The organism is Ruegeria sp. YTSC004 (genome assembly GCF_059609805.1).
In genome coordinates, this window is the sequence record NZ_JBXWMJ010000003.1 from 25,094 (window position 1) to 50,065 (window position 24,972).

At 55.9% G+C, this 24,972-nt stretch carries 28 protein-coding genes; 15 read left to right on the top strand and 13 right to left on the bottom strand.

Annotated elements, in window-relative coordinates; translation table 11 throughout:
* Nucleotides 1-175: 175 nt before the first annotated feature.
* Nucleotides 176-727 (top strand): ATP-dependent protease subunit HslV, encoded by a 552-nt coding sequence (gene hslV / locus AC2FFP_RS07085; protein WP_109313826.1) that lies wholly within the window; start codon nt 176-178, stop codon nt 725-727.
* On the opposite strand, the gene AC2FFP_RS07090 is transcribed toward hslV, so the two are convergent.
* Nucleotides 724-1,965 carry an MFS transporter gene (locus tag AC2FFP_RS07090; protein WP_058275153.1) on the bottom strand — a complete coding sequence of 414 codons (1,242 nt, stop codon included), beginning with the start codon at nt 1,963-1,965 and terminating at the stop codon, nt 724-726. The genes hslV and AC2FFP_RS07090 overlap by 4 nt on opposite strands.
* Before the next feature lie 116 nt (nt 1,966-2,081).
* Nucleotides 2,082-2,483, bottom strand: coding sequence for a DM13 domain-containing protein (locus tag AC2FFP_RS07095; RefSeq protein ID WP_058279372.1), 402 nt, complete (start codon nt 2,481-2,483; stop codon nt 2,082-2,084).
* A gap of 197 nt (nt 2,484-2,680) precedes the next feature.
* Here AC2FFP_RS07095 and hslU point away from each other — a divergent pair, with 197 nt between their 5' ends.
* The 3 genes from hslU to AC2FFP_RS07110 all read left to right on the top strand — a co-directional run bounded on the left by hslU (nt 2,681) and on the right by AC2FFP_RS07110 (nt 6,404).
* Nucleotides 2,681-3,988, top strand: a complete 1,308-nt coding sequence (gene hslU / locus AC2FFP_RS07100) for an ATP-dependent protease ATPase subunit HslU (RefSeq protein ID WP_496726293.1) — start codon at nt 2,681-2,683, stop codon at nt 3,986-3,988.
* A gap of 98 nt (nt 3,989-4,086) precedes the next feature.
* Nucleotides 4,087-5,187, top strand: a complete 1,101-nt coding sequence (locus tag AC2FFP_RS07105) for an alpha/beta hydrolase (RefSeq protein ID WP_496766042.1) — start codon at nt 4,087-4,089, stop codon at nt 5,185-5,187.
* The gene (locus tag AC2FFP_RS07110; protein WP_496766040.1) at nt 5,184-6,404 is read left to right on the top strand and encodes an MFS transporter; all 1,221 of its coding nucleotides are present in this window, start codon (nt 5,184-5,186) and stop codon (nt 6,402-6,404) included. Before AC2FFP_RS07105 ends, AC2FFP_RS07110 begins: the two co-directional genes overlap by 4 nt.
* Here the strand turns inward: AC2FFP_RS07110 and AC2FFP_RS07115 are convergent.
* From AC2FFP_RS07115 to AC2FFP_RS07125, 3 genes are read right to left on the bottom strand one after another with little or no spacing between them, the layout of a single operon-like run.
* Entirely contained in the window at nt 6,401-6,988 is a 588-nt protein-coding gene (locus AC2FFP_RS07115; protein WP_496766038.1) for a Smr/MutS family protein, read from the bottom strand. The two genes, AC2FFP_RS07110 and AC2FFP_RS07115, sit on opposite strands and share 4 nt — an antisense overlap.
* Nucleotides 6,988-8,022, bottom strand: coding sequence for a murein transglycosylase A (gene mltA / locus AC2FFP_RS07120; protein ID WP_496766036.1), 1,035 nt, complete (start codon nt 8,020-8,022; stop codon nt 6,988-6,990). The genes AC2FFP_RS07115 and mltA overlap by 1 nt, the downstream gene beginning before the upstream one ends.
* Nucleotides 8,019-8,678: a Tim44/TimA family putative adaptor protein gene (locus AC2FFP_RS07125; RefSeq protein WP_496766034.1), complete on the bottom strand. Its 660-nt coding sequence runs from the start codon at nt 8,676-8,678 to the stop codon at nt 8,019-8,021. The genes mltA and AC2FFP_RS07125 overlap by 4 nt, the downstream gene beginning before the upstream one ends.
* Nucleotides 8,679-8,785: 107 nt before the next feature.
* Here AC2FFP_RS07125 and AC2FFP_RS07130 point away from each other — a divergent pair, with 107 nt between their 5' ends.
* Nucleotides 8,786-9,286, top strand: a complete 501-nt coding sequence (locus AC2FFP_RS07130) for an FxsA family protein (protein WP_496844829.1) — start codon at nt 8,786-8,788, stop codon at nt 9,284-9,286.
* A gap of 54 nt (nt 9,287-9,340) precedes the next feature.
* Complete coding sequence (gene secB / locus AC2FFP_RS07135; RefSeq protein WP_058275145.1) at nt 9,341-9,838, top strand: protein-export chaperone SecB; 498 nt, start codon at nt 9,341-9,343, stop codon at nt 9,836-9,838.
* Between the two features lie 27 nt (nt 9,839-9,865).
* On the opposite strand, the gene dnaQ is transcribed toward secB, so the two are convergent.
* Genes dnaQ through AC2FFP_RS07155 form a run of 4 tightly spaced genes read right to left on the bottom strand, consistent with a single transcriptional unit; the run spans nt 9,866 to nt 12,600 of the window.
* Nucleotides 9,866-10,588, bottom strand: a complete 723-nt coding sequence (gene dnaQ / locus AC2FFP_RS07140; protein ID WP_496844830.1) for a DNA polymerase III subunit epsilon — start codon at nt 10,586-10,588, stop codon at nt 9,866-9,868.
* On the bottom strand, nt 10,581-11,174 hold the full coding sequence (gene coaE / locus AC2FFP_RS07145) for a dephospho-CoA kinase (protein WP_496844831.1): 594 nt from the start codon (nt 11,172-11,174) through the stop codon (nt 10,581-10,583). Before coaE ends, dnaQ begins: the two co-directional genes overlap by 8 nt.
* Nucleotides 11,171-12,004 (bottom strand): shikimate dehydrogenase, encoded by an 834-nt coding sequence (locus tag AC2FFP_RS07150; RefSeq protein ID WP_496844832.1) that lies wholly within the window; start codon nt 12,002-12,004, stop codon nt 11,171-11,173. Before AC2FFP_RS07150 ends, coaE begins: the two co-directional genes overlap by 4 nt.
* Entirely contained in the window at nt 12,001-12,600 is a 600-nt protein-coding gene (locus AC2FFP_RS07155) for a Maf family protein (protein ID WP_496736590.1), read from the bottom strand. The genes AC2FFP_RS07150 and AC2FFP_RS07155 overlap by 4 nt, the downstream gene beginning before the upstream one ends.
* 403 nt (nt 12,601-13,003) lie before the next feature.
* On the opposite strand from AC2FFP_RS07155, the gene AC2FFP_RS07160 reads away from it, so the two are divergent.
* The 7 genes from AC2FFP_RS07160 (at nt 13,004) to AC2FFP_RS07190 (ending at nt 20,369) form a co-directional block, all read left to right on the top strand.
* Nucleotides 13,004-13,453 (top strand): CopD family protein, encoded by a 450-nt coding sequence (locus AC2FFP_RS07160; RefSeq protein WP_496736592.1) that lies wholly within the window; start codon nt 13,004-13,006, stop codon nt 13,451-13,453.
* Nucleotides 13,454-13,575: 122 nt separating this feature from the next.
* A complete protein-coding gene (rho, locus tag AC2FFP_RS07165) occupies nt 13,576-14,847 on the top strand; it encodes a transcription termination factor Rho (protein ID WP_058275260.1) in 1,272 nt (423 codons plus the stop codon).
* A 30-nt stretch (nt 14,848-14,877) separates the two neighbouring features.
* Nucleotides 14,878-16,164: a tRNA uridine-5-carboxymethylaminomethyl(34) synthesis GTPase MnmE gene (mnmE, locus tag AC2FFP_RS07170; RefSeq protein WP_496880852.1), complete on the top strand. Its 1,287-nt coding sequence runs from the start codon at nt 14,878-14,880 to the stop codon at nt 16,162-16,164.
* Nucleotides 16,165-16,176: 12 nt separating this feature from the next.
* A complete protein-coding gene (gene mnmG / locus AC2FFP_RS07175; RefSeq protein ID WP_496880853.1) occupies nt 16,177-18,045 on the top strand; it encodes a tRNA uridine-5-carboxymethylaminomethyl(34) synthesis enzyme MnmG in 1,869 nt (622 codons plus the stop codon).
* The gene (gene rsmG / locus AC2FFP_RS07180) at nt 18,042-18,656 is read left to right on the top strand and encodes a 16S rRNA (guanine(527)-N(7))-methyltransferase RsmG (RefSeq protein ID WP_496766011.1); all 615 of its coding nucleotides are present in this window, start codon (nt 18,042-18,044) and stop codon (nt 18,654-18,656) included. The genes mnmG and rsmG overlap by 4 nt, the downstream gene beginning before the upstream one ends.
* The gene (locus AC2FFP_RS07185) at nt 18,649-19,452 is read left to right on the top strand and encodes a ParA family protein (RefSeq protein ID WP_496739272.1); all 804 of its coding nucleotides are present in this window, start codon (nt 18,649-18,651) and stop codon (nt 19,450-19,452) included. Before rsmG ends, AC2FFP_RS07185 begins: the two co-directional genes overlap by 8 nt.
* A gap of 20 nt (nt 19,453-19,472) precedes the next feature.
* The gene (locus AC2FFP_RS07190; protein WP_496766009.1) at nt 19,473-20,369 is read left to right on the top strand and encodes a ParB/RepB/Spo0J family partition protein; all 897 of its coding nucleotides are present in this window, start codon (nt 19,473-19,475) and stop codon (nt 20,367-20,369) included.
* On the opposite strand, the gene AC2FFP_RS07195 is transcribed toward AC2FFP_RS07190, so the two are convergent.
* From AC2FFP_RS07195 to rph, 4 genes are read right to left on the bottom strand one after another with little or no spacing between them, the layout of a single operon-like run.
* Nucleotides 20,359-20,712, bottom strand: a complete 354-nt coding sequence (locus AC2FFP_RS07195) for a YbaN family protein (protein ID WP_496880854.1) — start codon at nt 20,710-20,712, stop codon at nt 20,359-20,361. The genes AC2FFP_RS07190 and AC2FFP_RS07195 overlap by 11 nt on opposite strands.
* 3 nt (nt 20,713-20,715) lie before the next feature.
* Nucleotides 20,716-21,867: a radical SAM family heme chaperone HemW gene (gene hemW / locus AC2FFP_RS07200; RefSeq protein ID WP_496880917.1), complete on the bottom strand. Its 1,152-nt coding sequence runs from the start codon at nt 21,865-21,867 to the stop codon at nt 20,716-20,718.
* Nucleotides 21,860-22,474 (bottom strand): RdgB/HAM1 family non-canonical purine NTP pyrophosphatase, encoded by a 615-nt coding sequence (gene rdgB, locus AC2FFP_RS07205; protein ID WP_496880855.1) that lies wholly within the window; start codon nt 22,472-22,474, stop codon nt 21,860-21,862. Before rdgB ends, hemW begins: the two co-directional genes overlap by 8 nt.
* Nucleotides 22,471-23,184, bottom strand: a complete 714-nt coding sequence (gene rph, locus AC2FFP_RS07210) for a ribonuclease PH (RefSeq protein ID WP_058279370.1) — start codon at nt 23,182-23,184, stop codon at nt 22,471-22,473. Before rph ends, rdgB begins: the two co-directional genes overlap by 4 nt.
* Nucleotides 23,185-23,296: 112 nt before the next feature.
* On the opposite strand from rph, the gene hrcA reads away from it, so the two are divergent.
* The gene (hrcA, locus tag AC2FFP_RS07215) at nt 23,297-24,361 is read left to right on the top strand and encodes a heat-inducible transcriptional repressor HrcA (RefSeq protein WP_282170592.1); all 1,065 of its coding nucleotides are present in this window, start codon (nt 23,297-23,299) and stop codon (nt 24,359-24,361) included.
* Nucleotides 24,362-24,371: 10 nt separating this feature from the next.
* On the top strand, nt 24,372-24,935 hold the full coding sequence (locus AC2FFP_RS07220) for a nucleotide exchange factor GrpE (protein WP_496766006.1): 564 nt from the start codon (nt 24,372-24,374) through the stop codon (nt 24,933-24,935).
* The last annotated feature ends 37 nt before the right edge of the window (nt 24,936-24,972 follow it).

A 24,972-nucleotide genomic window follows, 5' to 3' on the forward strand; every position in this document is an offset into this window, starting at 1 on the left:
ACAGCCGACCCGTTGTCGGTTGTGAGCCTCATGTAGTCCCACGGGCGGGGACTCACAATTGCTGGTCTGGTAACCCCGGTTTGCGTTTTGTGCATATCTTTTGGGCAGTTGTGCAACGGGTTGCGCCGATCCCGCGCCCGGCCCATATATAGCGACTGAGAACACGGAGGCTTTCATGGCGGACAGCGATTTTCCCGGATGGCACGGGACCACGATCATTGGTGTCAAAAAAGGCGGGCAAGTCGTTATTGCCGGGGACGGACAGGTCAGCCTGGGCCAGACAGTGATCAAAGGCACTGCGCGCAAAGTGCGTCGTCTATCGCCGGGCGGATTTGAAGTTGTCGCCGGGTTTGCGGGATCAACCGCAGATGCGTTTACCCTGCTGGAACGGCTTGAGGCAAAACTGGAAGCAACACCCGGTCAACTGGCCCGTGCCTCGGTCGAGCTGGCCAAGGACTGGCGCACTGACAAGTATCTGCAAAAGCTTGAGGCGATGTTGATCGTCACCGACGGCAAAGACCTGTTGGTTATCACCGGGGCGGGGGATGTGCTTGAACCGGAACACAACGTGGCCGCTATTGGGTCAGGCGGGAACTTTGCCCTGGCCGCTGCGCGGGCAATGATGGGCAGCGATAAGCCCGCCGAAGAGGTCGCGCGCGAAGCCATGGCGATCGCCGCAGACATCTGCGTCTATACCAATGGCAATCTGACGGTTGAGACGATCTAGGCCAACAGCGCCGAGATTTCTTTCCCCTTCCAGCGCCGGTACATGCCGACCAGCCCAAGTAGGGCGGTTGCGATGACGATGTAATAAGGCAGGCGAATGTCGATGCTCATCAATCCGCCGCCGACCAGGGACATGACACCGCCGGCAAGACAGAAGACCGCCGTCGTAACGCCCATGACCCAACCCTGATCCGCTTCGCCAACGCTGGACGAAAACAGACCTAGCAGGGTCGGGTAGGCGACGCCAAAGAAGAAATAGAAGAAGAAGACCGGGACGTAGCTCAGAACACCGCTGGGGCTGAAGGCGAAGCCAAAGCCGCAGATCACCATCACCACCAATGAGGTGTGGATGATGGAGTGTTTGCTGAATCTTTCTTGCGCTGGTTTCACGAGGAATGTGCTGGAAAACGCCAAGGCAAAACCGATGACCACCATTGCCATGCTGCCACCGATCACGCCGTAGCCCCATGCACTGGTCAGGAAATTATCGACGAAGACGTAGAACGTGACATTGGCAATCATGAACAGCGCATAGACGGGCAGGATTTTCAGAACCAACGGGTGTTCACGTACCGCGATCAGACTGTCGGTGATATCGCGTGGGCGAAAGACAAATGCCGCGCGCTCGGTGCGGGTGTCCTTGAAGAAAAAGCTCACCAGGAAGATGGCGATCATCACCAGAACAAACGCGCCATAGAACGGCATCTTGAGCGTGGCATAGCTGCCCAGTATCGCCGCGTCGGACAGAACAGCCCCGATAATCGGGCCGCCGACCAGACCAAAGCTGACGCCGGTGATGATATACCCCATGTTTCGGTCGCGGTCGGCGGCATCGGTGCTGCCGTCAATCATCGCCGCTTGTGCAATGGGCTGATTACCCGCCGTAAAGCCGGTGATCGACCGACCAACGATCAGCAGAAGCAAACTGTTAAGGTAAAGTGCCGTGATGGTGATGGCATAACCGGCCAGCGCCCCACCTAAACACACCAACAAAGCATTCTTACGCCCGATGGAGTCCGACACTTTCGAGACATAGACCACACCCAAAAACCAGGACAGAAAGAAACACCCGATCACCAACCCATAGTAGAAATGGCGCTGGCCCATAGATGTGCTTTCCGGCAGGAACCCGGATTTTGTTTCCATGATCAAAGAGTTGATGATGGGAAAGACCAGCCCTTGTCCGATCAGATCCACAAATACCACGAACAATAACGTAATCTTGGCAATCTTCGTCATGATACACACCTTGGAACTGGTTCCTTGAGGTGAGTGTAACAGACAGGTGCTATGGCACCTAACGCCTTGTCAGAGGCCGGTAATTTACCGGCCTCCGGGCGCAATTCGTCGTTGGGTTACGAAAGCGCTGCAACGCCCAGCGGAACGCCGGCAACGTCACACCAGATGTAAACTTCGTTATAGCCCGAGATATCCATGGTCGGCGGTACCGCATAAGACTGCTTGCCTTTCAGGTTCAGCAACGCCCCCAGTTTCGAGTTGGGGTCATAGGTGCCGTCCTTGCCGAAGGCCACGCGCGGGTCCGGACCGTTATCCAGCGAAAAGTCATCACCCAGCTCAACGATATAGCGCTCACCGTCCTTGACCACTTTGACCGAACCGGTGGTGATATGTTTCGAGCGGCCCTCGAATGTGCCCTTTTTCTTGGCACCGCCGGCGGCAGCGACATTGGCGCTGGCCAGTGTCAGAGCGGCGCCCGTTGCAGCGGCATTCAAAAAGAGCGAACGACGAGTCATCATGATGTGGGTCTCCATTTCAAAGTGCAGGCGAACTTGCCCGTCGACGCAGACTATGCGCAGCTATTTTCTGTCTGGCGATTCACATCACCACGATTTTCCGTGTGCAGACCGTGTGTTGGCGTGAGTTTTTCGTGATCAGCTTGTGTTTTTGTGGCTTATGATTAGGTTCCGGTGCGAAACAATTGGATAGAACTCACATGACCGACCTGACCCCGCGCGAAATCGTCTCGGAACTGGACCGTTTCATCATCGGGCAGAAGGATGCCAAACGGGCCGTAGCCGTTGCGCTGCGCAACCGCTGGCGGCGCAAGCAGTTGGCTGACGACATTCGGGACGAGGTCTATCCGAAGAACATCCTGATGATCGGCCCCACCGGCGTCGGCAAGACCGAGATTAGCCGTCGTCTGGCCAAACTGGCCCGCGCGCCCTTCATCAAGGTTGAAGCCACCAAATTCACCGAAGTGGGCTATGTCGGTCGTGACGTGGAACAGATCGTGCGCGATCTGGCCGACGCCGCCATCCTGCAAACCCGCGAATACATGCGCGAGGATGTCAAAGCCAAGGCGCATCAGGCCGCCGAAGACCGCGTGATCGAAGCCATTGCAGGCACCGATGCACGCGAAGGCACACGCGAGATGTTCCGCAAAAAGCTGAAAGCGGGCGAGTTGGATGATACGGAGATCGAGTTGGAGCTGTCAGACTCGTCGAACCCGATGCCAATGTTCGATATTCCCGGTCAGCCCGGCAGCCAGATGGGTATGATGAATCTTGGCGACATATTCGGCAAGGCCTTTGGCGGGCGTACCGTGAAACGCAAGATGACCGTCGCCGATAGCTATGAAGCACTGATCGGAGAAGAGGCCGACAAGCTGCTGGATGATGAGATCGTTAACCGCATCGCGCTGGAATCCGTTGAACAGAACGGCATCGTGTTCCTGGATGAGATCGACAAGGTCTGCGCCCGCACTGACGCGCGGGGTGGCGATGTTAGCCGCGAAGGGGTACAGCGTGACCTCTTGCCTCTGATCGAAGGCACGACGGTATCCACCAAGCACGGTCCGGTCAAAACCGACCATATCCTGTTCATCGCGTCGGGCGCGTTCCACATCGCCAAACCGTCGGACCTGTTGCCGGAACTGCAGGGCCGCCTGCCGATCCGCGTGGAATTGCGCGCGCTAACCGAAGAAGACTTTGTGCGCATCCTGACCGAAACCGACAACGCGCTGACCCGTCAATACACCGCCCTGATGGGCACCGAAGAGGTCACGGTCAGCTTTACCGATGACGGAATCGCGGCCCTTGCGCGTATCGCGGCCGATGTGAACCAAAGCGTCGAAAACATCGGTGCGCGCCGTTTGTACACGGTGATGGAGCGCGTGTTCGAAGAGCTGTCCTTTACCGCGCCCGATCAGGCCGGAATCTCGATCACGGTTGATGCGCAATTCGTGGACGACAATCTGGGCGAATTGACCAAATCTACTGACCTCAGCCGTTACGTTTTGTAACATCGCCAGCCGGTTTTTGCCGCTTCGGCAGTGTAGTGCCGCTGGACGCCGGGCCAGAATGAGATAGCGTAGTCGCAACTCACCCAGAGGGCTGACCAGTGCTGCGCTATTTAATAATTCTGATTACATCCCTGACGCTAAGCGCCTGTGTTGATCGGACGGTAACCGAGATTGTTCCATCGGCCGCAACTGTCGGAACGCCTGAAAAGATATTCGCAGCCACGACGCGAGCTCGTCAAGCAGACGGAACTTATGGATTCAAGCGTGGGGAAGCGCTGAAGTTTTTGGAAACAACAGTGTCGATCCCGCCATCACACACGCCGGGAACATTGAAATTCTCTTATGCGAATCCGAACCCGAAAAAAGAATTTGTTCTTACAAATGTTACCGAACTGGGCGGGCCAAAGGGCTTACGCGAACATTTGCGCGGCGAAGACGATGTTACGATTTTTGTACACGGCTACAACTCGACCCAAACCGAGACGATTTTCCGCGCGGCTCAGCTGACCCATGACATTGGCCTTCCGGGATCTACTCTGGTCTATTCCTGGCCCAGCCGCGCGACCGGGTATGGATATGCCTATGATCTCGACAGCATGTTGTTTGCCCGCGACGGGTTGGAGCAGACAATCCGTGAACTGAAATCCATGGGTGTCAAACGCGTCATTCTAGTCGCGCATTCCATGGGGGGCGCATTGACGATGGAGATGATGCGCCAAACGGAACTGCAGGAACCGGGTTGGGCGAAAAGGAACCTCGAAGGGGTCGTGCTGATCTCGCCCGATCTGGATCTGGATCTGTTTCGCTCCCAGATGAGGCGGATCGACAATCCTCCCGACCCATTTATCGTGATGGTCTCGCAAAAGGACAAAATCCTGAACATTTCCGCCCGCCTGCGCGGCACGGATGAGGGTGTGCGGCTGGGAAACATCACCTCACTCGAGTCCCTCGAGGAGTTCCCGATTAACGTGATCGATACAACCGCGTTTAGCAGCGATGCGGAATCCTCGCATTTTGTGGCGGCGACTTCCCCGGCTCTGTTGTCGATCCTTAGTTCGTTGCGGCGCGTCAATAACACGTTCGGACGCGAAGACAGGCCCGGCATCGATATACTGGTGCCGCCCAGCGAGCGTAATCCAGACGGCGCCACGGAAATCGTTCTGACAGAAACAGGGCAGGCTCAGGTCACTACCCCGTGACGCAGTTTAGTTTGCGTGAATATTTTCGGGACAACGCGACCTGGTTGGGTGCGGGGGTCCTTTTGACCTTTCTGTCCAGCTTTGGGCAGACCTTCTTCATCTCGATCTTCGCTGGAAACATCCGCGCCGAATTTGGTCTTGGGCACGGCGCGTGGGGCGGTCTTTACTCTTTGGGCACCACCGTTTCGGCCATCGTTATGATCTGGGCCGGCGGGCTGACAGATGTTTTCCGCGTCCGTGTATTGGGGCCCTCCGTTCTGGTCGGCCTGGCCGTGGCAGCAGTGGCCATGGCCGTGAACAGCTGGCTTGTCCTGTTACCGCTGGTGGTCTTTTTATTGCGCCTGTTCGGGCAGGGGATGAGCATCCATCTTGCACAGGTCGCCATGGCGCGATGGTTCATCGTTACACGTGGCAAAGCCCTGTCGATTGCATCGGTCGGCTACGCGATTGGAGAGGCGCTGCTGCCGCTAGCTTTCGTGGCCGCGATGGCGTTTCTGGACTGGCGATGGCTTTGGGTGTTGTCCGCAGTGGTTGTCCTGATGGGGATACCCGTTCTGACGCGACTTTTGCGTCAGGAGCGCACGCCGCAGAGTCTGGCGGATGCCTATTCAGCGACAGGGATGCAGGGCCGCCATTGGACCCGGAAAGACGCGCTGTTTCACCCTCTGTTCTGGTTCATGGCCCCGACTATTCTGGCCCCATCGGCCTTTATTACTGCGTTCTTCTTCCATCAGGTGCATCTTGCCCAAGTCAAGGGATGGCAGCATATCGAACTGGTCGCCCTGTTTCCGGTTTTCACCGGCGTATCCTTGATTGGGATGTTTGCGGCCGGCTGGGCGCTGGACAAATGGGGCACCGCGAGGCTGATGCCTTTTTACCAAATCCCGATCGCAATAGGTTTTGTGATCGCAGGAATGACAAACTCGATCGGCGGGGCCTTGATTGCAATGATCTTTCTGGGACTGACGGTTGGAGCAAACAACACACTACCAAGCGCCTTCTGGGCAGAATTCTACGGCACCAGGCACATTGGGGCGATCAAGGCGATGGCCACAGCAGTTATGGTTTTGGGATCAGCGATCGGCCCCGGCCTGACCGGGATATTGATCGACGCCGGTATACCGCTGAGCACACAGTTCCTGTGGATCGGAGGTGTTTTCATTCTTGTATGCCTGTCGGCTAATATCGGAATTACGCGCGCTGTGCGCTCGCTTTAACGCGTCCGGCGCAAATAGACGTAGTAGGCCCCTTCGCCGCCGTGGCTGATATGGGCTGGGGTCACTTGCAAAACGGCCTGCGCAAGCGGCGGCAAGGCCAACCATTGCGGCACTTGGTTGCGCAATACACCGCGCGGCGTGGGGATAGGACCGGGTTCATCCCTGTCCTTTCCTTTTCCGGTGACAACCAGAACAAGGCGCTTACCTGACGCCTGGGCCGTCAGAATAAACCGGGTGAGCGCCGGATACGCAGTGTCCATGCGCATGCCATGCAGGTCCAGTTTCCCTTCAGGCTTGATCTTGCCGCGTTTCAAACGGCCAAATGCCTTGGTGTCCATTTGCACCGGGCTGGTACGCAAACTTTCACTGATCGAGGGCTTCAGCGCATTTCGCACGGGTTTACCGGGCGCGTTTTGTCCGACCTCGAATGCCTCAAACCGGGGTTTTGGGGGTTTGTTCGGCTTGGGTTTGGGCAGTGTGACCGGGTGGACCGATTGTGGAATTTCGGGATGCAGCCGCTCAGCCTGTTTGGCGACCTTGCGCCACAGCTCGACCTCGTCTGCCGTCAGTTTGCGCCGGGACATCAGAATTCATCCGGTAGTAAGGCATAGGCCCGTTGGATCGGCAGCAACAGCACCATCCGTCCCGGATCCCTGAGGCGCCCGGCGGCCTTTCCGGCGTCATCACCTGTGCCAAAGAAGATATCCGCACGCTGCGCACCTTTGATGGCAGCACCCGTGTCTTGAGCAATCATCAAACGCCGCAACGGAGTCTTGCCATCTTTTTCCACCCAGACAGGGGCGCCCAGCGGCGTATAAGCCGGATCAGCCGCAATGCTGCGCATCGTGGTAACTGATCTGTTCATGGCACCCAACGGCCCAAGCTCGGGCGCAACGCGCGAAACTTCGCGGAAGAAAACGTAAGAAGGGTTGTGAAACAGCAGTTCAACCCCGGCTTCAGGGTTCTTGCGGACCCATGAGCGGATCATCTGGGCACTGACTTCATGCGCGCCCAGCGCACCCTGGCGGATCAGCTCAGCCCCAATGGAACGATAAGGGTGACCGTTTGCCCCGCCATAGCCCACGCGCAGGGCACTGCCATCTGGCAGGCGCACACGTCCCGAACCCTGAATTTGCAGAAAGAACAACTCGACCGGGTCATCCACCCAAGCGATCTCAAGGCCGCGACCCTGCATCGCGTCGCCCGTCAGGATTTCGCGACGGCTGAGCCATGGTCCTTCGGCACGCGCTTCGGGTGGCATTTTGTAGATTGGATACTTGAACCGGTTGGTCCGGGTTTTAGACCCATCCAGTTCCGGTTCGAAATAACCGGTGAAAAGGGCGTCGTCGCCGTCCTCGACCAGAACCGGGCGAAAGAATAACTCAAAGAACGACCGCGCCGCGTCTGCCTTGTATGTTCGGGCCACGTTGCATAGCGCTTGCCAGTCCGGATTATCCAGATCGCCGCAGGTGTTCAGAAATACCGAAAGGGCCGCCCCATGATCATCGGCAGCCCATCCATCCAGATCGTCAAAGGAAAGAATTGATCGCGTCGGTTCAGCGCTGGTGGCAGTGGTCATGACTGCCACCAGTAATAGCGACCGGAGCGCGCCAATCATGCGTCCGTGGCAACAAGCAGCCAGTTTGGATCATCAGCACCCATCACACGGGCAAAGGTCCAGCTGTCCTTTTGGCGTTTTACGGTGTTCGGGTTGCCTTCGATGATGTCGCCACCGCGGTCGCGTACGACCGAGGTCAGCTCGCCCACAAACCGCATCGTAATCTCGGCTTGGTTTGTGTCTTTGTCGAAGGTCACATCCGCCAGCGCGGTTTCGCGGACGCCGATAAACTCGGCCTCGATGGTCAGGCCCTGATCTTCACGGGCTGCCACAACTGAAACAAAAGTGTCGAACACCTCTTCGGACAGGAAGGGCTGAATTTCATCCAGATTCCCCTTTTCGAACCCCATGACGATCATCTCATAGGCACCGCGTGCGCCCTGCACAAATTCAGTGACCGAGAAGCTGGGCTCAACCCGCTTCATCGCGGCCAGTGTTTGCGCCTGTTCGCTGTCTTCGGCGACATGGTCTGTAATGTCATGATCCGGGCCGCCTTCGATCACCTCGAAGCCGCGACGCGACTTGTCCGCCTCGGGTTGCTGTTGAACAGGGGGTTTCTCAAAACCCTCACGTGTACCCAGCACGCTTTTTAGGCGCAGGATCAGGAAAACGGCAATTCCGGCCAGGACCAGCAACTGGATCATCGGTTCGTTCATTTCATCCTCTTTTCAGACCGCGGCTTTGTATACGCGGCCTCATGCCACTATGTAGGTGACAGATCGTGGCAAGTCCACAGCCCGGCCTAAGGGAAAGGATAAAGCAAATGTACTTGTTCTTGGCATTTTTATTGGTGCCGATCATCGAGATCGCCCTGTTCATACAGGTCGGCGGCCTGATTGGCCTGTGGCCTACGCTGGCGATCGTCGTTCTGACGGCCGTTATCGGCACCTTTATGGTCAGGACACAAGGTCGCATGGCACTGGTCAATTTGCAGCGATCCTTTTCCGAACTGGATGACCCGACCGAGCCTTTGGCCCATGGCGCGATGATCTTGCTGTCTGGTGTTTTGCTGCTGACGCCGGGATTTTTCACCGATGCCGTTGGCTTTGCACTGCTTGTTCCGAGTATTCGAGTGGCCGTATTCAAATACCTGAAATCCAAGGCGACCATCACGCATTTCCAGATGGGCACCGGCGCGCAGTTCCGCACTGGTCCCACCCAGTTTGATCAGGATGACGTGATCGACGGAGATTTTACTGAGGTTCGCCCGCGTCAGAACCCCTCAAAGCCATCCAAATGGGTCGAAGGTCCACCCCAGCATTGAGGTGCCGCGCCCAACTTGCTAAGCAGTGGCAAATTTCATTTTCGGAGTAGATCCATGGCTGACGAAAGCCCTGCAGAAAACACCGCGGCACAGACCGCCCCTCAGATCCAGATGCGCGTTCTGGGACAGTTCATTCGCGATATGTCTTTTGAAAACGTGATGGCACAAAAAGGCGTGTCTGGTGACGTTCAGCCCGAGATTGCTGTTCAGGTGAACCTGGACGCCAAAAAGCGCCCGACCGAGCATCAGTACGAAGTTGCGGTCAAGCTGAACCTGACTTCCAAAGCCAAGGGCATGGAAGACGTTCTGTTCCTGTGCGAGCTGGATTATTGCGGTCTGTTCCACATCGAAGGCGTGGCCGAAGATCAACTGCACCCATTCCTGATGATCGAGTGCCCGCGCATGCTGTTCCCGTTCCTGCGCCGCATTGTCAGCGACATCACCCGTGACGGTGGTTTCCCGCCGGTCAACCTGGACAATATCGACTTTGTTGCGCTGTACCGCAACGAGCTGATGCGCCGTCAGGCCGAAACCGAAAAAACCGAAGCCTAATCGGTACGACCCGCGCCGGGCAGGCGCTCAGGCGCGGGTCCACAGGGCTTTTTCGCCCAGTTCTTCCACAAATGTCTCATGAGCCGCGCGTTCTTCCGCGGTGATTTTCGACGCCAGCGGCGTCGGGCGCGCAGCGGGCCGCCAATCGTCCCCTCCGCCACCGGCAGAAGCCGCGCTGGTGGACAGGCCAAAGTCCGGCTGTCGCCCGCCAATCAGTTCCAGATACACTTCAGCAAGAATTTCCGAGTCGAGCAGCGCGCCGTGCAAAACACGGTTCGTGTTGTCGATGTTGAACCGCCGACACAACGCATCCAATGATGCAGGCGAACCCGGAAACCGTTTGCGCGCAATCGCCAGCGTGTCCAGCGCCTGATCCATCGGCAGCTGCGGCAACCCCATCCACCTGAGTTCCGCATTCAGGAATTTCATATCGAAGGACGCGTTGTGGATCACCAGTTTGGAATCCTGAATGAAATCAAGGAACCCCTGACCAACCTTGGCAAAAACCGGCTTGTCTTTCAGCGTAACCTCGCCCTTTTCCGGGGGGCGCGGAGTGTCCAGCAGGTCGGGGCCGATACCGTGCACGCCAAATGCCTCTTCGGGCATCGAACGCTCGGGGTTGATGTAAACGTGATAAGTCTCACCTGTGGCCATATGGTTCCACAGTTCGACTGCACCGATTTCTACGATCCGGTCGCCGCTTTCGGGATCAAACCCCGTGGTTTCGGTATCGAGTACAATCTCACGCATTAGCCATCCCCGCCCGTATCTGTCTGACAACATCCTGCACCTGTGCGCGGGCGTGGTCCAGCGTGTCCGTCACGATCACAAAGTCCGACCGCGCGCATTTTTCATCATTGGTCATCTGCTTGGCGCGGATTTGTTCGAATTGCTCTTCGGTCATCGTTCCGCGCTCCATCACACGTCGCTTTTGCTCGTCCGCCGGGACCTGAACACAAGCAACCGCATCCATCGCCGCATTGCCGCCTGTTTCAAACAACAAAGGGATGTCGAAAACCAGAATGTCCGCCGTGGCGCTATCCCGAAAACCCACCCGGTCGGCGGCCACCAAAGGGTGAACGATGCCTTCGATCACTTTCAATACCGTCGGGTCCGCGGAAATAGTTTGTTTCAAGGCATCCCGGCTGACCGCGCCATCATCAATTGCCTCAGGAAACGCATCACGCATTGGTTTTACCGCAGCGCCGCCCCTTGAATACAGCCGATGCACAGCCGCATCCGCATCCCAAAGCGCACAGCCTTCATCCACGAACATCTGTGCCGTGGTGCTTTTGCCCATTCCGATCGAGCCTGTCAGGCCAAGTGCAAAGCTCATCCCAGCACCGTGGTGCGCAACTCATCCGTTACCTCGGGCCGTTTTCCAAACCAACGCTCAAAGCCCGGAACCGCCTGGTGCAGCAACATGCCCAGACCGTCAACTGTTGTGCACCCGGCCTCTTCGGCCGCTTGCAGAAGCTTGGTTTTCAGAGGGGCGTAGACAAGGTCGGTAGCCACAGCACCCGGCTGCAAACCATCCAACGGCACACGCAATTCGGGCTGTCCCTGCATACCCAGAGATGTTGTGTTCACCACCAGCTCCGCATTCTCGATCACATTGCCGGCCTTGACCCAATCAACCACTGTAATGCGCGGCCCAAATTCTTCTTTCAATTGGTCGGCCCGGGCACGCGTGCGGTTGGTCAGCATGATCTCGGGCACTCCGGCATCCACCAGTGCCTGCAAAACGGCGCGCGCAGCCCCGCCCGCGCCGAAGACCACGGCCGGCCCATCCTGTGGGTTCCAGTCGGGCGCCCCTGCAAGCAGGTTTTCCATAAATCCGTAGCCATCGGTGTTGTCTGCGTGGATCGAGCCATCAGGCAGAAAGACAAGTGTATTTGCCGCACCAATCTTTGCCGCCCGATCCGACACGTGATCCGCAATCTGCAAGGCGGCTTCTTTATGGGGGACGGTTACATTTGCGCCGACATACCCGGCTTTGGGCAGGGTCCGCAGAACACTCTCCAAATCCTCGGGTGCGACGTCCATAGGGATATAGTGCCCGGGCAGCCCATAGGTCTTTAGCCAATGTCCATGCAGTTTAGGGGATTTTGAATGTCCAATCGGATGCCCAATCACGCCGGCCAATGGAATTTGGTTATCCGTCATTGATCAATCATCCCTTTCACAGCCAGAAAATTCAGCAACTCCAACAGGGGCATACCCAAAACATTAAAATAGTCGCCGTCAATGGTGGCGAACAGGCGCACACCTTCCTCCTCAAGCTTATAAGCCCCGACCGCATGGCGAATGCTGTCCCAGTTGCGGTCAATATAGTCGCGCAGATAGGTGTCCGAGCTCATGCGCATGCGCAGACGCACCTGACCAACATGGCGCCAGATGGGTTCACCATTCTGATAGATCACGGCCGCAGACAACAGCATATGCCGCTTGCCCCGCATTGCCTTCAACTGCGCCAGCGCGTCCTCGGGTGTTTCTGGTTTCGACAAAAGCTGGCCATCGAAGTCCAGCACCTGATCACAGCCCAGAACCATCGCGCCCGGGTTCTTGTCGCTAACCTTGCGGGCCTTCATTTCGGCCAAAGTGTCTGCGATATCCCGAGGGCGCGCGTCTTCGGCCAGCAAGGCGCGTTTGGCAGTATCCTCGTCCACGCGCGCGGTTTCCACCGTGAATGGCACGCACGCATTGCGCAAAAGCTGCGCGCGGATAGATGACCCCGAGGCAAGGATGATGGGGACAGACATGTGGAAAACCCCTGAGCAATTCGTTGAGCGTTCTAGGATGGTTTGTATGGTTTTCCGGTTGACACGCAACCCCGGGAATTTCGCCTGAAACTTCCCTGAGTCGTTCGAAGACCGTCCTTTTGGGACAAGGATAACTCTGCTGCGCGGGAAAACTGGGATTTCCTGTCTTACCCAACGAGTTATCCCCAGACAAGCTTGGATGAATTCTGTGTAATATACTGATTTTAAATCATAAAATCTGAAATCAACAGAATCACCTATTCGCGGCACAATTCTATCCACCTGGGGAAAACACATGCGTAAAAAAGTAATCCACGGAATTTACGCACCCTACAAAACCATCATCCTTTTTCTTTTCCTATTTTTTTATTAGGGAGGGTTCCAACCAACGTCCGGAGCCAGAATGACCGATCTTCTTTTCACGATTTACCCGTGGGTGAAGTCATTGCACATCATGGCTGTGATCTCATGGATGGCAGGTTTGTTCTATTTGCCCAGACTATACGTCTATCACGTTGAGAAAGCCCAAAAGGTCGAAGGCGCAGAAACCATCTTCTTTGAGATGGAAGAGAAGCTGCTGCGTGTGATCATGCGACCCGCGATGTATGTAGCGTGGCTCTGCGGTTTGATCATGGTGTTCACGCCCGGCATTGTCGGGTGGGATTGGTCCTGGCCCTGGATCAAGGGTGCTGCCGTAATCGGCATGACCTGGTTCCATCATTGGTTGATGGCGAGACGTAGGGATTTCCTGGAAGGCCGAAATAAGCTCACTGGGCGGCAGTTTCGCATGATGAACGAGGTTCCCACCCTTCTGATGGTTATCATCGTTCTGGCGGTCGTTGTGAAGTTTTGAGGGCCTGTTTGACTCCGACGGCCCGCGCGCTTATGTAGGGATCAACACGCCCGTCCGGGCGGCGTATCTTCCGTACTGAAATTCCACTTCGTGCCGCAATATCAGCGGCGAAGGTATATATCATGTCCACTGAATCCCTGAATCTGGCCGACCTGAAGGCCAAAAGCCCCAAAGACCTTCTGGCGATGGCCGAAGAGCTGGAGATCGAAAACGCCTCGACCATGCGGAAAGGCGAAATGATGTTCCAGATTCTGCGCGAACGCGCGGATGAAGGCTGGACCGTTGGCGGCGACGGCGTGCTGGAAGTGCTGCAAGACGGCTTTGGCTTTCTGCGCTCGCCCGAGGCGAACTATTTGCCAGGTCCGGATGATATCTATGTCTCACCCGACATGATCCGCCAGCATTCCTTGCGCACCGGTGATACGGTCGAAGGGGATATCAAAGCGCCTGATGACAATGAGCGTTACTTTGCGCTGATCAAGGTCACCAAGATCAACTTTGAAGAACCGGAAAAAGCCAGACACAAGATCGCGTTTGACAACCTGACGCCACTCTATCCCGATGAACGCCTGAAGATGGAGATCGAGGATCCCACCATCAAGGACAAGTCGGCGCGTGTGATCGATCTGGTGGCCCCGATCGGTAAAGGCCAGCGATCGCTGATTGTGGCGCCGCCGCGGACCGGTAAAACAGTGATCCTGCAGAACATCGCGCATTCGATCGAACAGAACCACCCAGAGTGCTATCTGATCGTTCTGCTGATCGACGAACGCCCCGAAGAGGTGACCGACATGCAGCGTTCGGTGAAGGGTGAAGTTGTGTCTTCAACCTTCGACGAACCCGCAACGCGCCACGTGGCTGTGTCTGAGATGGTGATCGAAAAAGCCAAGCGTTTGGTCGAGCATAAACGAGATGTTGTTATTCTTCTCGACTCGATCACAAGACTTGGTAGGGCCTTCAACACTGTCGTGCCATCGTCGGGTAAAGTTCTGACCGGTGGTGTGGACGCGAACGCTCTGCAACGGCCCAAGCGGTTCTTTGGTGCCGCGCGGAATATCGAAGAGGGTGGTTCGCTGACCATCATCGCCACCGCGCTGATCGACACCGGCAGTCGGATGGACGAAGTTATCTTCGAAGAATTCAAAGGCACCGGTAACTCGGAAATCGTTCTGGATCGCAAGATCGCAGATAAGCGCGTGTTCCCGGCCATCGACATCCTCAAGTCCGGCACCCGGAAAGAGGACCTGCTGGTCGACAAGGGCGATCTGGCCAAGACATTCGTCTTGCGTCGTATCCTTAACCCGATGGGCACAACCGACGCGGTCGAGTTCCTGTTGTCCAAGTTGAAACAGACCAAGACGAACGGTGAGTTCTTCGATTCGATGAACACCTGACACAGGTCTTAAACGACGCGAGGCCTTCGAATGGATACGATATTCGCCTTGGCCAGCGCGCAGGGCAAAGCCGGGGTGGCGGTCATCCGCCTCTCGGGACCACGCGCGCATTCCGCAGCTGCCAGCTTAACCGGAAGCCCGCTGCCATCTCGTGGCATGCAGGTCCATTCGCTGTGCGCCGCTGATGGCGCGCGGTTGGATGACGGGCTGGTTCTGACCTTTCAGGCCCCGGCCAGTTTTACCGGCGAAGACGTGGCCGAACTGCAGATCCATGGCAGCACAGCTTCGGTGAACGCAGTGATGCGATGCCTTTCCGATATGGACGGACTGCGGCTGGCGGAGCCTGGTGAGTTCACTAGACGCGCGCTGGAAAACGGCAAGATGGACCTGACACAGGTCGAAGGTCTTGCTGATCTGATTGATGCGGAAACCGAGGCGCAACGCAAACAAGCGCAAACTATTCTGGCTGGTGATTTGGGTGTATTGGCGGAACGGTGGCGACGCGATCTGATCCGTGCTGCATCCTTGCTGGAAGCCGTCATTGATTTCGCGGATGAGGATGTTCCAACAGACGTTACACCCGAGGTAAAATCCCTTGTGACGGATGTCATGGCTGATCTGCAACGTGAAGCAGATGGCGTACAGATTGCAGAGCGCATTCGAACAGGGTTTGAAGTCGCGATTGTTGGTCGTCCGAATGCCGGAAAATCAACCTTGCTAAATGCTCTGGCAGGGCGAGAGGCGGCGATTACTTCGGAATATGCCGGAACTACTCGCGATGTAATCGAGGTTCGAATGGATCTTGCAGGACTCCCGGTCACATTGCTGGACACCGCAGGATTGCGGGAAACTGAGGATCACGTCGAAAGCCTGGGAATAGAACTGGCTAGAAAGCGGGCGGATTCAGCTGATTTGCGTGTGTTTCTGACAGATGACCCGAAGGACCTGGGTGTTCAGATGATGAATGGCGATATACAGGTTTTGCCGAAATCTGATCTTCGCGATCTATCTGAGGGTGGAATATCCGGAAAAACCGGGCAGGGTATTGATCAACTCATTTCCCAGATTTCGGATGTGCTTAGCAACCGAACTACAAGCAGTGGTATTGCGACGCGGGAAAGGCACCGGGTTGCTTTAATCAAATCGCGGGAATCCCTAAGTTCTGCCATGGCGGTTCTGGAATCAGGTCCAGACTTGTATGATATCGCAGCAGAAGAATTGCGCACGGCAATCCGTGCACTTGAAACCTTGGTTGGCAGAATCGGCGTTGAAGATCTTTTGGATGAGATCTTCTCGAGTTTTTGCCTGGGTAAGTAAGGAGTGTTTCACGTGAAACATTCAGATTTCGATGTAGTGGTCATTGGCGCGGGACACGCGGGCACCGAAGCCGCGCATGCGGCAGCGCGTATGGGCGTCAAGACAGCACTGGTAACATTGTCCGCATCAGACATAGGCGTCATGTCCTGCAACCCGGCAATTGGTGGGTTGGGTAAAGGCCATCTGGTCCGTGAAATTGATGCCCTGGATGGGGTCATGGGACGTGTTGCCGATCAGGCCGGAATTCAATTTCGCTTGCTTAATCGACGTAAAGGACCAGCTGTTCAAGGCCCCAGAACTCAGGCAGATCGTGCGCTGTACCGCGCGGCCATGCAGAAAGAGACGGATAAGCAGCCAAATCTGTTCGTCGTTACCGGAGAAGTTGTCGATTTTCTGATGGAAGGGAACCAAGTTTACGGTGTGAAACTTGCTGACGGTTCTGAAATCAAGAGTAAAACGGTTATCCTGACGTCCGGTACGTTCTTGCGTGGTGTCATTCATATTGGGGACGTATCACGCCCAGGTGGTCGTATGGGTGATCGCCCGTCAGTCAAATTGGCAGAACGGCTCGAAAGTTTCGAGCTACCCCTGGGGCGTTTGAAAACAGGAACACCGCCGAGGCTGGATGGCCGGACGATTGATTGGAGTGATCTGGAACAGCAAGACGGGGATGATGACCCAACCTTGTTTTCATTCTTGTCAACAAAGGTGATTGCCCCACAGATTTCCTGCGGAATCACGCATACAAACGCACGGACGCACGAAATCATTGAAAAAAACTTGTCTCGATCGGCGATGTATGGCGGACATATTGATGGGGTGGGCCCCAGGTATTGCCCATCCATCGAGGATAAGATCGTACGATTTGCTGATAAGGAATCACATCAGATTTTCCTGGAGCCCGAAGGTGTCGATGATCACACGATCTATCCGAACGGGATTTCGACCTCTTTACCTCAGGACGTGCAGCTTGAGTATGTGCGTTCAATCAAAGGTCTTGAGGCGGCAGAGATCCTGCAGCCCGGTTATGCGATTGAGTATGACTATGTGGATCCTCGTGTTTTGACATCGACTCTCGCACTACCAGATGTCGAAGGACTATATCTAGCAGGGCAAATAAACGGAACCACAGGATATGAGGAGGCAGCTGCGCAAGGCTTGGTTGCGGGGTTGAATGCTGCGCTAAAGGTGCTTGACCGGGAACCGCTGCATTTTACACGTGCTGACAGTTATATCGGCGTGATGATCGACGACCTGACAACACGCGGTGTTGTGGAACCTTATCGCATGTTCACGTCACGCGCAGAATTCCGTTTGTCACTACGTGCGGATAATGCAGACCAGCGCCTTACGCCAATTGGGCTGGAAATCGGCTGTGTTGGCGGTGAGCGGAGCAGCATGTTTTCAAGCAAGATGAAGAGGTTGTCCGCCGCAAAGTCCCAGCTGACAGAAAAAACCTTTACTCCAAAAGAAGTTCGAGCAGCTGGTATCAATGTCAATCAAGATGGAAACCGCAGGGACGGGATGGCTATTCTGGCGTTCCCGGATGTTCACTTTGGTGATCTTGTTCCTCTGATGCCCGAGATTGAGAGTGTTGATGAGGAGATCCGTCTGCAAGTAGAGCGGGACGCTTTGTACGCAAACTACATTGCCCGGCAACAAAAAGATGTTGAGGCAATGAAACGCGATGAATCATATGAGATTCCACGGGGTTTCGACTATTTTGCGATGGAAGGGCTATCTTCTGAAATGAAGCAAAAGCTTTCAAATGCAAAGCCGGAGAACATTGCACAGGCGGGGCGTGTCGAAGGAGTTACCCCTGCGGCACTGACGTTGTTATTGGCTAAGCTTCGTCGCGATCAGAAGGTCCGCAAGGTATGAATGGGACCACTATTGATGATTTGGATGTTTCACGTGAAACATTCGAGCGTCTCACAACCTATGTAGAGCTTGTGAAGCGGTGGAACCCGAAGATTAATCTTGTTTCACGGAAAAGCTTGGATGACATCTGGCTTCGGCACATAAAGGATTCCGTACAAGTTTATAGATGCGCAAACCTATTCAAAAACTGGGTAGATTTGGGTAGTGGAGGCGGATTCCCCGGGATGGTTTGTGCCATAATGGCCATTGAAGACGCACCAGATGCCCAGTTCACCTTTATTGAAAGTGACCAACGAAAGTCCGCCTTCCTGCGCAACGTTGCACGTGAGTGCGGCGCGAAATGCACTGTTGTTTCCAAGCGAATCGAAGTGGTTGAACCGTTGAGCGCTGATATCCTTTCTGCGCGGGCTCTTGCTGATCTTCCTACGCTATTGTCCTTTTGCGACAGACATTTGAGCAAAAAGGGGCTGGCGCTGTTGCCGAAAGGCGAAAGGTGGAAAAAAGAGCTGGAAGAGGCGCAGGAAGAATGGAATTTCGACGTTGACCCGATTACAAGTTTAACTGAGCCTCAGGCCGTTATCCTTAAAATCAAAGGAGTATCACGTGGTTGATTTGTCTCGTCCCTCAGGGCCCCGGATTATTGCGGTAGCCAATCAGAAGGGCGGGGTTGGGAAAACCACAACAGCGATCAACCTTGCGGCCGGTCTGGCCGAGGCTGGATGCAAAGTGCTGGTTGTTGATCTTGATCCTCAGGGGAACGCATCCACCGGATTGGGGGTCGAAGATCGGGATTGGACGACGTATGACCTGATTCTGGATGACGCGCCATTAGAGGCGGTCGTTCAGGAAACCGAAATCGAGGGGTTGCTTGTCGTCCCGGCGACGGTTGATCTAAGCTCGGCGGATATTGAATTGATATCCAATGAAAAACGCAGCTATCTGTTGCATGACGCGCTGCGTCAAACCGCAATCGACAAGTTTGACCTGGATTTTGTGCTAATCGACTGCCCGCCTTCGCTAAATCTTCTGACTGTCAACGCTATGGTCGCTGCACATTCTGTCCTGGTGCCGTTGCAGAGTGAGTTCTTTGCGTTGGAAGGATTGTCGCAACTAATGCTGACCATCCGAGAGGTGCGCCAAACCGCGAATCCGGACCTTAGAATCGAAGGTGTTGTGTTGACCATGTATGACAACCGCAACAACTTGTCCCGCCAGGTCGAAAAAGACGCGCGTGACAATCTGGGCGAGATGGTATTTAAAACCAAGATACCCAGAAATGTGCGGGTCAGCGAGGCTCCGTCTTACGCGTTGCCCGTTTTGCAATACGACTCGGGATCACTGGGGGCGATGGCTTACCGGCACCTGGCCCGGGAAGTCATGCACAAGAACAAGAAAGTCGCCGCCTAAGCGACAGTGAGGAGGGCACCGTGGCCGCCAAAAAAACAAAACCCAGAGGTTTGGGCCGGGGACTTTCCGCTTTGATGGCGGATGTGACGCAGGATAGCGGGGGGCTTATGCCCACAGACCCGCGCCGTCCGGATATGAAAGTCCCGATTGAAAAACTGCGCGCGAACCCGAACCAGCCACGCAGAACCTTTCAGCAAGAGCGATTGGATGAACTTGCGGCCTCGGTCAAGGAAAAGGGCATCATTCAGCCGCTGATCGTGCGTGAGGTTCGCGGCGGCGACTATGAAATCGTGGCAGGCGAACGCCGCTGGCGTGCGGCTCAGATGGCGCAGCTGCATGATATCCCGGTTATCGTGCGGGATTTTGACGACACCGAAGTTCTGGAAGTCGCCATTATCGAGAATATTCAACGCGCAGACCTGAATGCTGTCGAAGAGGCTGCGGGTTACAAGCAGTTGATGGATCGTTTTGGCCATACACAGGAAAAGCTGGCCGAAGCACTGGGTAAAAGCCGCAGCCATATTGCGAACCTTTTGCGTTTGCTGTCGTTGCCGATGGACGTTCAGAAGCTTGTTGTTGAAGGAAAACTATCTGCCGGTCATGCCCGGGCTCTGATTACAGCTGAAGATCCCTCTGAGCTGGCAAAGATCGTCGTCAAGGACGGGCTGAGCGTGCGTGCGACTGAAGCGCTGGTTAAAAAACAACAGCAGGGGGATGCCCCTCAGGCGGCACCGAGGTCTAGAAACCTGAATGCTGGCAAGGATGCGGATACGCGCGCGTTGGAGAAGGATCTTTCGGCCATTCTGGCGATGAAAGTAGCCATCAACCACAAAGCGGGATCGGAAACGGGGCAGGTCGTGCTGACCTATGAAAATCTCGATCAATTAGACGATCTGTGCGCCAAGCTCAGCCGTTAGGACGGGTCCAGATAAAAATCATAACTCCGCTGAGGACGACAGCCTGAATAATCAGAACGTGGCTTGGAAGCGCAAGAACGACAGATAAACCAAAAACGGCGGCAACCGATAGGGTGGCCGCCTTTTTTGCGCCCGGACGAATAGCTCCCGATCGCTGCCAATCCAGAATCATGGGCCCAAAGGTTCCATGACTGACCAACCAAGTGTGCAGTCTGGAGGAAGATCGGGCAAAAAAGAACGCGGCCAGCAAAAGAAACGGGACCGTCGGCAGTAGCGGCAATACAATGCCAACAACAGCCAACCCGACGCAGATCAATCCCATTGCGGCCCAGAGGTACTGCATCGTTTATCCCAATAACTCTCGGATGACTGCATTTAGGACTGCGCGGCCATCTTTTGTGGCGATCAATCGGCCGTTTGACCGGCGTATCATACCCAGTTCTTCCAGGTCTCTCAGTTTGTTTTCTGGCAGCGTGAGATCAGAAAGTGTATTGAAACGATCAACATCTAGTCCTTCAACAATTCTCATACCCATCATAAGGTATTCACTTGCCTGATCTTGCGTAGATAGCGATGATCTTTCTTTCTCGCCGTTTCCTTTTTCAACAGCACTGAGCCAGGCGTTGGGTGACAGATAGGTCTCTGTCGCTATCTTCTGGCCGTCCAGCGTAATACGCCCGTGCGCGCCGGGGCCGACACCGACGTAATCTCCGTAACGCCAATAGATCAGGTTGTGCCGGGATTCTGCCCCCGGACGGGCATGGTTGGAAACCTCATAGGCGGGCAGGCCGTGGGCTTCGCAGATCTCTTGTGTGGCCAGATACATGTCGGCGGCGTGGTCATCTTCGGGCAGTCCACGTAGCTTACCAACTGCATACCGGTCCCCAAAGGCCGTGCCTTCCTCAATCGTCAATTGATAGAGCGAGAGGTGATCGATGGCCATCGACAGCGCCTCGGTCAGTTCTGCTTGCCAGGCCTTCGGGGTTTGATGCTGACGTGCGTAAATCATGTCAAAGCTGACGCGGTCAAAGCAGTCGCGGGCGATATCAAATGCGGCGCGGGCCTCGGCGACCGTGTGGATACGACCCAATCGGCGCAGGTCCTCGTCATTCAGGGCCTGAACGCCCATGGAAACTCGGTTCACGCCTGCATCGCGATAGGCGGCAAACCGGCCTGCCTCGACCGATCCGGGGTTGGCCTCAAGCGTGACTTCCATGTCATTTGCAGGGCGCCAAAGCTTGCGCGCCTCGTCGATAATGGCTGCCACCGTTTCTGGTGCCATAAGGGACGGCGTGCCGCCACCAAAGAAGATCGTGCTTAAAACCCGATCTGGGGTTTCAGATGCCGAGCGGTGCAGTTCAGCTAAATAAGCTTTAAGCCATTGTTTTTGATCAATATTTTTTGAAACATGGCTGTTGAAATCGCAATAGGGGCACTTAGCCTCGCAAAAAGGCCAGTGCACATAGAGGCCGAAACCTCCATGCCGCCAGTCATCCACCGAAACAGCCTTGAACAAAGGCATTTACGGCGCGTCCGCGATGGCTGATTTTGTGTTTTTCCGCCGGAACCATTTCCGCACAGGTCACATCGTGCCCGTCCGGTTGGAACATCGGGTCATAACCGAAGCCGTTTTCCCCACGGATGGGCCAGACAAGCTGACCGGGCATGACGCCCTCAAACACTTCGTCATGACCATCAGGCCAGGCCAGGACCAGCGTGCAGCGAAATTGTGCAGTGCGGGGATGAGGCGCCTGTGCGGCCTCGAGCTCATCATGTGCGCGGGTCATCGCCATCAGGAAATCGCGGCCATTGCCGGTTTCTGCCCAATCGGCGGTGTAGACACCGGGCGCGCCGTCCAGCGCGTCGATCGTGATTCCGGAATCGTCCGACAGGGCAGGCAGGCCGGTAGCTTGTGCCGCCGATTGGGCCTTGATCCGGGCGTTACCGACGAATGTATCTTCGGTTTCTTCCGGTTCCGGCAGGTTCATCTCTGCCGCGCCAACAACCTTCACGCCGAAGGCCTCAAGGAGATGGGTCATCTCCTCAAGCTTGCCTTTGTTGTGCGTGGCCACCAGCAGCCTGTCGCCGTCGAACTTGCGGGTCATGCGGTGGCTGCCTTTTGGGCCGCAACCAGCTCACCCACGCCTTTTTCTGCCAGATCCATCAGCTGGTTCATTTGATCACGGCTGAAAACAGAGCCTTCGGCGCTCATCTGCACTTCGATCAGTTTGCCTGATCCGGTCATGATGAAGTTACCGTCAACACCAGCTTCGCTGTCTTCGGGATAGTCCAGGTCCAGGACAGGTTGGCCCGCGTAGATGCCGCAGGATACGGCCGCGACGGGATCGACCAGCGGGTCGGAAATGACGTCACCGGTTTTCATCAGTTTGTTCACGGCTAGACGCAGCGCCACCCAACCACCTGTGATCGAGGCGCAGCGGGTGCCGCCATCAGCCTGGATAACATCGCAGTCCACGGTGATCTGACGCTCACCTAACGCAACCCGATCCACGCCTGCGCGCAGCGAACGACCGATCAGGCGTTGAATTTCTACTGTACGGCCGCCTTGCTTGCCACTGGCCGCCTCGCGCCGCATGCGGGTGTTTGTTGCGCGGGGCAACATACCGTATTCGGCAGTAACCCATCCCAGGCCCGAGCCTTTGATGAACGGTGGCACGCGATCCTCAATCGTGGCGGTGCACAGGACATGGGTATCGCCTATTTTGATCAGGCAGGAACCTTCGGCATGTTTGGTAAACCCCGTTTCGATTGAAACGGCGCGCATTTCGCTTAAATCTCGTCCTGAGGGTCGCATGGAAAATCCTTTGTTTGCTGGGTTGGGGATAACGTCCCCGTGCCTTAGGATGCAACCCCGATTGACCTTTCAGATGTCTGCGATTTAATGCCGATCCAGCAGAGGATTGCCGATGAGCAAAGCAAGTAGAGTTCTGGACGAAATGAATGACCGGTCACGCGAGGTGTTCCGGTTGATCGTCGAGAGCTATCTGGACAGCGGCGAACCGGTCGGAAGCCGCTCGCTGACCCGCACATTGTCGGAAAAGGTCAGCGCCGCCACCGTACGCAATGTAATGCAGGATCTCGAATTTTTGGGTCTTCTCGACAGCCCGCATGTCAGTGCAGGCCGGGTGCCCACGCAGATGGGTCTGCGGATGTTCGTCGATGGGTTGCTGGAAGTGGGTGATCTTGGTGTAGACGATCGGCAGAAGTTGGATGAAACACTAGGCTCTAACGCGGGTGATGTGGGCGGGATGCTGGACCGAGTTGGTTCGGCCTTGTCACACGTGACACATGGCGCATCGCTGGTTCTTACCCCCAAGCAAGAGTCCGAGATCAAGCATATTGAGTTCGTCTCGCTGGCCCATGACCGCGCTTTGGTGGTTCTGGTTTTTGCGGACGGGCATGTGGAAAACCGGCTATTTACGCCTCCGCCGGGACAGACACCCAGTTCGATGCGCGAGGCGGCGAACTTTCTGAACTCTCTGATCGAAGGACGAACGCTCAGCGAAGTGCTGCGTCAGATGCAGACCCAGATTACCGCGCGCAGGCAGGAAATTGATGTATTGGCGCGCGAGATGGTCGAAAGCGGCATGGCGGCCTGGGATGGGGACGGGACAGACTCGGCCCGTTTGATCGTGCGCGGGCGGGCGAATCTGCTGGGGGAGCCAGGCGAAGCCGAGGAATTGGACCGAATCCGAACGTTGTTTGACGACCTGGAGCGAAAGCAAGACATTGCTGAATTCCTCGAATTGACCGAAGAAGGCGAGGGTGTGCGCATTTTTATCGGCTCAGAGAACAAACTTTTCTCACTTTCGGGTTCCTCTTTGGTGGTGTCTCCATATATGAACGCTGATCGAAAGATAATTGGTGCGGTTGGGGTCATCGGACCCACTCGTCTGAATTATGGGCGGATCGTGCCGATCGTGGATTATACGGCGCAACTGGTCGGCAAACTGATTTCCGACCGGAGCTAGAGGGTAAGAGATGGCAGAGCCCAAAAACGAAGAATTTCTGGACGATATCGCAGCCGCCGAGGCGGAAGAGCTGGCCGAGGAATTTGCCGAGATCAGTCAAGAAGCGCTGGAACTTGATGCGCTGCGTGCTGAGCGGGATGATTTCAAAGACAAGTTCATGCGCGCGCTGGCGGATGCGGAAAACGCGCGCAAGCGGGGTGACCGGGCGCGCCGCGATGCGGAACAATATGGCGGATCGAAACTGGCCCGCGACATGCTGCCGGTTTACGACAACATGAAACGTGCGCTTGAAGCCGCGACCGATGAGCAGAAAGAAGTGGCAGGACCCCTTCTGGAAGGCGTGGAACTGACCATGCGTGCGCTGAAGGACGTGTTCCAAAAGCATGGGATGGAAGTGATCACGCCCGAAGTTGGCGACCGGTTTGATCCCAACGTGCATGAAGCGATGTTCGAGGCCCCGGTGCCGGGTACCCGTGCAGGTGACATAATACAGGTGTCCGCAGAAGGCTTCATGTTGCATGATCGCCTGCTGCGGCCGGCGCAGGTTGGGGTGTCGTCTACTCCGGCAAGTTAATTGGCTTCGTTGAAGCCAAGCCTTGGGCGAGAGTATT